This is a genomic window from Nocardioides sp. (assembly GCF_034670285.1).
In the GTDB taxonomy this organism is placed as follows: domain Bacteria; phylum Actinomycetota; class Actinomycetes; order Propionibacteriales; family Nocardioidaceae; genus Nocardioides.
The window spans coordinates 1-5,882 of record NZ_JAXMNS010000240.1; the positions used below are offsets into that span (position 1 = coordinate 1).

The following is a 5,882-nucleotide window of genomic DNA, read 5'->3' on the forward strand; positions in this document are numbered from 1 at the left end:
CATGGACATCTACTTCACCGAGTTCGTCACCCAGTGACCCCGACCCGCGCGAGGTAATTCGCGTCGCTTTCCTCAGGTGACCCGCGCAGGGGCCGATACGGCCCCTGTGAGTCTCACGATGCCGACCCCAGCCGAACCCCTCACCGGGTCCCCGGCCGGTCGGTCGCGCCGCCGCGACCCGGGTGCCGAACCGGTCTCCTACGACTTCCGGCGCCCCATCCAGCTCTCGCGAGAGCACCAGCGGATCCTCGAGGTCGGCTTCGACGGCTTCGCCCGTCAGGCCGCGACCGTCTTCACCTCCGCGCTGCGGAGCGTCTGTCAGCTGAGCCTCACCCGGATCGACCAGCGCACCTACGCCGAGTACGTCGACTCGCTGGCGGCGTCGACCTACCTGACGCTCTTCACCACCGACCCCATGCCGGGCCGAGGTGTGCTGGACCTGCCGCTCTCGGCCGTGATGTCGTGCATCGACCACATGCTCGGCGGGCCCGGCGACGCCCAGCAGCCCCAGCGCCCGCTCACCGAGATCGAGTCCGGGGTGATCCGTGGTCTCGTCGAGCGCCTGCTGAGCGAGATGCGCTACTCGCTGGCCGGGATCGTGGCCCTCGACCCGGCGGTGACCGGCGTCGAGTACAGCCCCCAGTTCGCCCAGGTGGCCGGCGTCGCCGACGTGATGATCGTGATCGAGCTCGAGCTGCGGATCGACGAGCGTCCCCACCGGATGACGGTCTGCCTGCCCTTCAGCGGCCTCCACCCGCACCTGATCTCGGCCGCCGCCCCGGCCCCGGTCTCCACCCGCGAGCGCGCGCAACGTGCTGCGTCGGCGGCGCTCCTCGGCGAGTCGTTCCAGGACGTGCCCGTCGACGTGCAGGTGCGCTTCCGCAGCACTCCCGTCGGCCACGACGCCCTCGCCGGGCTCGTCGTCGGCGACGTCCTGCGTCTGACCCACCCGGCCTCGGCCCCGCTCGACGTCACCGTCGACGAGCAGGTCTTCGGCCACGCGACCGCCGGGACCCACGGCAACCGGCTCGCGGCCCTCATCGTCTCCACCTCGTCCCCCGCAGCCAGCCCCGCAGCACACCCCGCAGCACATCAGGAGCTCTCATGACCGTCGACGCCACGCTCTCCCCTGCTGCCACTCCCGCGGGGGTCGTTGCCGGACGGGTCGCCGAGGCCTGCCTCGCCGTGCTCCCCTCGGCCGAGCCGCTGACCGTCGGCGAGGCACAACCCGGCTCCGCGCACGTCGTCCAGGCCTTCGCCGGGGCCGCGACCGCCACGCTGACCGGAGCCGTGACCGGCCAGGTCACGGTGCTGGTCGGCGAGGAGCTGGTGGCCGCCCTGGCCGGCAGCCCGATCGGCGGGCTCGACCTCGCCGCCGCGGTGCAGCCGGCTCTCGACGCGATCGCCGCGGCGCTCGGTGCGGGCGCCCAGGTGGCCCGCGGCCTCCCGCTCGAGCTGGTCGTCGGTGACCTCGGCGGACCGTTCACCGCCGTCCCCCTCCTCGGGGCGGGTCTGGTGGCAGCAGTCCTGATCCCCGACGCCACGCTCGCCCAGGCGACTCCCGCCACCGCCGGCCACGGCACGCACGGGACCGCTCCGGTCACTCCCGCGGAGCGCCCGGACCTCACCGGCCTGGCACAGCCGGGAACCCCCGAGCCCCAGCGGGCGGTCTCGCTCTCCGACGGCCGCCGTGGCCTGGAGATGCTGCACGGAGTCGAGCTGGAGGTCACCGTCGAGCTCGGCCGCACCCGGATGCCGGTCCGCGACCTGCTGGCGCTCACCCCGGGGGCCGTCCTCTCCCTCGACCGGGCTGCCGGCTCACCGGCGGACCTCCTGGTCAACGGCAGGCTGATCGCCCGCGGCGAGGTCGTCGTCGTCGACGAGGACTTCGGGCTCCGGGTCACCGAGATCATCGACCAGAACGCGGCGGGCTGAGGTGACCGCACTGGTCGTGCGGATGGTGCTGTCGCTCTGCATCGTCCTGGGGCTGCTGCTCCTCACCGCCCGAGTCGCGGGCAAGCGCTACCGCACCGGCGACGAGTCGGCCGTCAAGATCCTCCAGCGCCAGTCGTTGAGCCGCAGCAGCACGGTCACTGTCGTGTCCGTCGGCAACCGGGTCCTCGTGCTCGGCACGACCGAGCAGCAGGTGCGCGTGCTCGCCGAGCTGGACCCGCACGAGCTGGGCGCCGACGCCTCCCATCCCGCCCAGCCCGCCGAGCCCGCCGAGCCGCAGGGGCTGTACGCCGTCCCGGAAGCGACCCCCACCGACTTCGCCCGGACCCTCCTCGCCGCTCAGGCGAGCGAGCGGCCGGCGGGACGTCACCGCGCGGCCACCCCTGCCGTGCCCGCCGTGCCCGCCGTGGCTGCCGGTCGGCCGGGCCAGGACCCCGAGGCCGGCGCACTCGCCGGCTCGCTGCTCTCCCCCACCACCTGGCGCCAGGCCCTGCAGGCGCTGACGCGCCGTGCCTCGTGAGCCGCTCGTCCCGGATCATCGGGCTGATCGCGCTGCTCGGCGCCCTGATGTCGGGGTTCCTGCTGCTCGCGGCGAGCAGCGCCACGGCATCCGTTCCCGCGACGACCGACCACCTGCTCAGCACGCCGCTGGCTCCGGAGCCGACCCAGGATCCGACGCAGGATCCGACGCAGGGGCCGACGCAGGGTCCGACGCAGGAGCCCGGCGTCCAGGGACCGATCGGACCCGTCGGCCCCACCGGGGAGACGGGCGACCCGGGCTCGAGCGACGTCGTGATCGACATCGGCGGCCTCGCCGAGCAGCCGAGCTCGTCGGTCGTGCTGATCCTGACGATCACGCTGCTCTCGCTCGCGCCGGCGATCCTGCTCACCTGCACCAGCTTCACCAAGATCCTGATCGTCCTCGGGCTGACCCGCAACGCCCTCGGACTCCAGCAGACCCCGCCCAACCAGGTGCTCACCGGGCTGGCGCTGTTCCTCAGCCTGTTCATCATGACGCCGGTCCTGACACAGATGAACGACGTCGGGCTCCAGCCCTACCTGGACGGCGAGCTCAGCGCGAGCTCGGCGTTCGACGTCGGCGTCGCGCCCCTGCGTGACTTCATGCTCGCCCAGACCGGCGACGACGAGCTCGAGCTGCTGACCAACGTCGCCCACCGCGAGCTGCCCGCCACCCGCGACGACACTCCCTTGAGCACGCTGATCCCGGCCTTCGTCCTGAGCGAGATCAAGCAGGCCTTCATCATCGGCTTCATCATCTTCATCCCGTTCCTCGTGATCGACATCGTCGTGAGCGGGGCGCTGATGGCACTCGGCATGATGATGATGCCTCCGGTGATGGTGTCGCTGCCGTTCAAGCTGTTGCTGTTCGTGCTCGTCGACGGCTGGTCGTTGGTCATCACGGCCCTCGTCTCCAGCTACGCCTAGGAGGGCGGACCACCATGACCGACACCGACGTCATCGAGATCGCCATGAAGACCATGATGATCGCGCTCAAGCTGTCCGCGCCCATCCTCCTCAGCGCACTCACGGTCGGCTTCGCGGTGTCGCTCTTTCAGTCGATGACCCAGATCCAGGAGTTCACGCTCGCGTTCGTGCCCAAGCTCGTCGCCGTCGGCGTCGCGCTCCTCATCAGCGGCAACTGGATGCTGCACACGCTGGTCACCTTCACCCAGGACCTGTTCGCGATGATCCCGTCGCTGCTGGTCTGACCCGACCCCCGACCCGACCTCCGAACCGACCTCACCTGCCATGGACCTGATGATCGCCGGCCAGCCCGCGCTCGCCCTGCTGCTGGCGTCGGTCCGACTCATCGCCTGGCTGGCCGTCGTCCCGCCGTTCTCCTCGCGGGCGGTGCCCATCGGCGCCAAGGTGGTGCTGAGCCTCGGTCTGGCCATCGCGGTCGCCCCGGCGATGGCGCAGAGCCCGGTGCCGGTGGACACCTGGGGCTTCATCGTCACCGCCGTCACCCAGGCCGGCATCGGTCTCGGGATGGGCTTCGTGACCTCGCTGCTCTTCGCCGCGATCGCTGCGGCCGGCAGCCTCATCGACCTCTTCGGCGGATTCTCGCTGGCGCAGGGCTACGACCCGCTCGGCATGAACATGACCACGGTCATGGGCAAGTTCCACCAGATGATCGCCACCGTCCTGCTGTTCGTCAGCGGCGGGCACCTGCTCGTCGTGGGCGGGCTGCTGCGCACCTTCGAGCTGCTGCCGATCGGCGAGTCCCCCGAGATCACCGGCGCCTACGAGGTGCTCGTGCGTGCCTTCGGGGTCTTCTTCGTCACCGCCGTCCAGGTCGCGCTCCCGATGGTGGCTGTGCTGTTCCTGGCCGACCTCGGTCTCGCCCTGATGACCAAGGTCGCCCCCCAGCTCAACGCGATCAACGTGATGTTCCCGGCCAAGATCGGCCTCACGCTGCTCCTGGTCGGGCTGTCGTTCCCGGTGCTGCCCGGGGTCGTCGACTCGCTGGTGGAGCTGGCGATGGAAGCCACCGCAGCCCTGGCCGGAGGGGGGTGAGACATGTCGGCGAGCGAGGAGAAGACCGAGAAACCGACTCCCAAGAAGGTCAAGGAGTCGCGCAAGGAGGGCCAGGTCGCGCGCACCCAGGAGCTGGGCGCGTGGGCCGCTCTCCTGCTGGCGACCGTCGCCTTCCCGGCCGCGTTCCGCTACGAGATCAGAGCCCTCGACGAGCTGATGTCGACCGCCCTCGACACCATCAACGACCCCACCACCGATCGTGCGCTCGAGCTGCTGTCCACCGGCTTCTGGCACGCCTTCGTCGTCCTGATCGTGCTCAGCTCCGGGATGCTCGTGATCAGTGCCGCGGTCACCCTGACGCAGGGCGGCTTCTACCTCGCCACGAAGGCGGTCAAGCCCAAGGCCGCCAAGCTCAACCCGATCAAGGGGATCAAGCGCATCTTCGGGCCGCAGGCGGCCTGGGAGGGCGTCAAGATGCTCGTCAAGTGCGCCATGGTCGCCCTGCTCGTCTACACCTCGGTCAAGGCGATGATGCCGCTGCTGGGCGGGATGGTGCCGATGGGCGTGGTGCTGTCGCTCACCGGCGACCGAGCCATGTCGCTGCTGCGCAGCGTCGGTGCGGCGGGGCTGCTGATGGCGGCCCTCGACTACGTCGTCGTGCGACGTCGTACCGGCAAGCAGACCCGGATGTCGAAGAACGAGATCAAGCAGGAGCACAAGCAGCAGGAGGGCGACCCGCTGCTCAAGGGTGCTATCAGGTCGCGCCAGATCGCGGCGTCCCGCAACCGGATGCTGGCCGACCTCACGAACGCCGACGTGGTGCTGGTCAACCCGACCCACGTGGCAGTGGCCCTGCGCTACGAGGCCGAGCGTGGCGCCCCGGTGGTGGTCGCTCGCGGCGCCGGCCTCATCGCCGCCAGGATCCGCGAGACAGCTGCCGAGCACGACGTGCCGCTGGTGCAGGACGTGCCCCTCGCCCGCGCGCTCTACGGCTCGACCGAGGTCGGCCAGGAGATCCCGGCCGAGCTGTTCGCCGCCGTCGCGCACGTCCTGGCCTTCGTGATCAGCCGTCGCACCCGCGGGGTGAACGGCGGCACGCACCGCTCACCGCGCACCGAGTCGGACCTCCCCGAGGTGCCCGCCATCGGACGCCGGCGACGCCGTACGCCGGACTCGGACGGCGCGCGCACGCCTGCGACCTGACCGGTTGCCCCAGAGCCCTCAGGTCGGGGCCGCCCGGGCCGATGGAGCAGCCGACGCCAGGACGGTGTCGCGCGCGCCACGGACGGCCACCCCCGCAGTCGACCCACCGGAAGGCCCGCTCCATGGCGCTGAAGCGACTCACCCAGCTCGGGGTGCCCGTCGGCATCGTGCTGATCGTCGTCATGCTGGTGATCCGGCTGCCGGCTGTGGTGCTGGACCTGCTCATC

General features: G+C 71.1%; 7 protein-coding genes. All 7 read left to right on the forward strand.

Annotated elements, in window-relative coordinates:
• Nucleotides 1-118 precede the first annotated feature (118 nt).
• Genes VOI19_RS12550 through VOI19_RS12580 form a run of 7 tightly spaced genes read left to right on the forward strand, consistent with a single transcriptional unit; the run spans nt 119 to nt 5,655 of the window.
• Entirely contained in the window at nt 119-1,108 is a 990-nt protein-coding gene (locus VOI19_RS12550) for a flagellar motor switch protein FliM (RefSeq protein ID WP_323793301.1), read from the forward strand.
• Nucleotides 1,105-1,935 (forward strand): flagellar motor switch protein FliN, encoded by an 831-nt coding sequence (fliN, locus tag VOI19_RS12555; RefSeq protein ID WP_323793302.1) that lies wholly within the window; start codon nt 1,105-1,107, stop codon nt 1,933-1,935. The genes VOI19_RS12550 and fliN overlap by 4 nt, the downstream gene beginning before the upstream one ends.
• 1 nt (nt 1,936) lies before the next feature.
• Nucleotides 1,937-2,473 (forward strand): flagellar biosynthetic protein FliO, encoded by a 537-nt coding sequence (locus tag VOI19_RS12560; RefSeq protein WP_323793303.1) that lies wholly within the window; start codon nt 1,937-1,939, stop codon nt 2,471-2,473.
• Nucleotides 2,470-3,399, forward strand: coding sequence for a flagellar type III secretion system pore protein FliP (gene fliP, locus VOI19_RS12565; RefSeq protein ID WP_323793304.1), 930 nt, complete (start codon nt 2,470-2,472; stop codon nt 3,397-3,399). Before VOI19_RS12560 ends, fliP begins: the two co-directional genes overlap by 4 nt.
• A 14-nt stretch (nt 3,400-3,413) precedes the next feature.
• A complete protein-coding gene (fliQ, locus tag VOI19_RS12570; protein ID WP_323793305.1) occupies nt 3,414-3,683 on the forward strand; it encodes a flagellar biosynthesis protein FliQ in 270 nt (89 codons plus the stop codon).
• Nucleotides 3,684-3,723: 40 nt separating this feature from the next.
• The gene (locus VOI19_RS12575; RefSeq protein ID WP_323793306.1) at nt 3,724-4,491 is read left to right on the forward strand and encodes a flagellar biosynthetic protein FliR; all 768 of its coding nucleotides are present in this window, start codon (nt 3,724-3,726) and stop codon (nt 4,489-4,491) included.
• A gap of 3 nt (nt 4,492-4,494) precedes the next feature.
• Entirely contained in the window at nt 4,495-5,655 is a 1,161-nt protein-coding gene (locus tag VOI19_RS12580; protein WP_323793307.1) for an EscU/YscU/HrcU family type III secretion system export apparatus switch protein, read from the forward strand.
• Nucleotides 5,656-5,882: the final 227 nt, after the last annotated feature.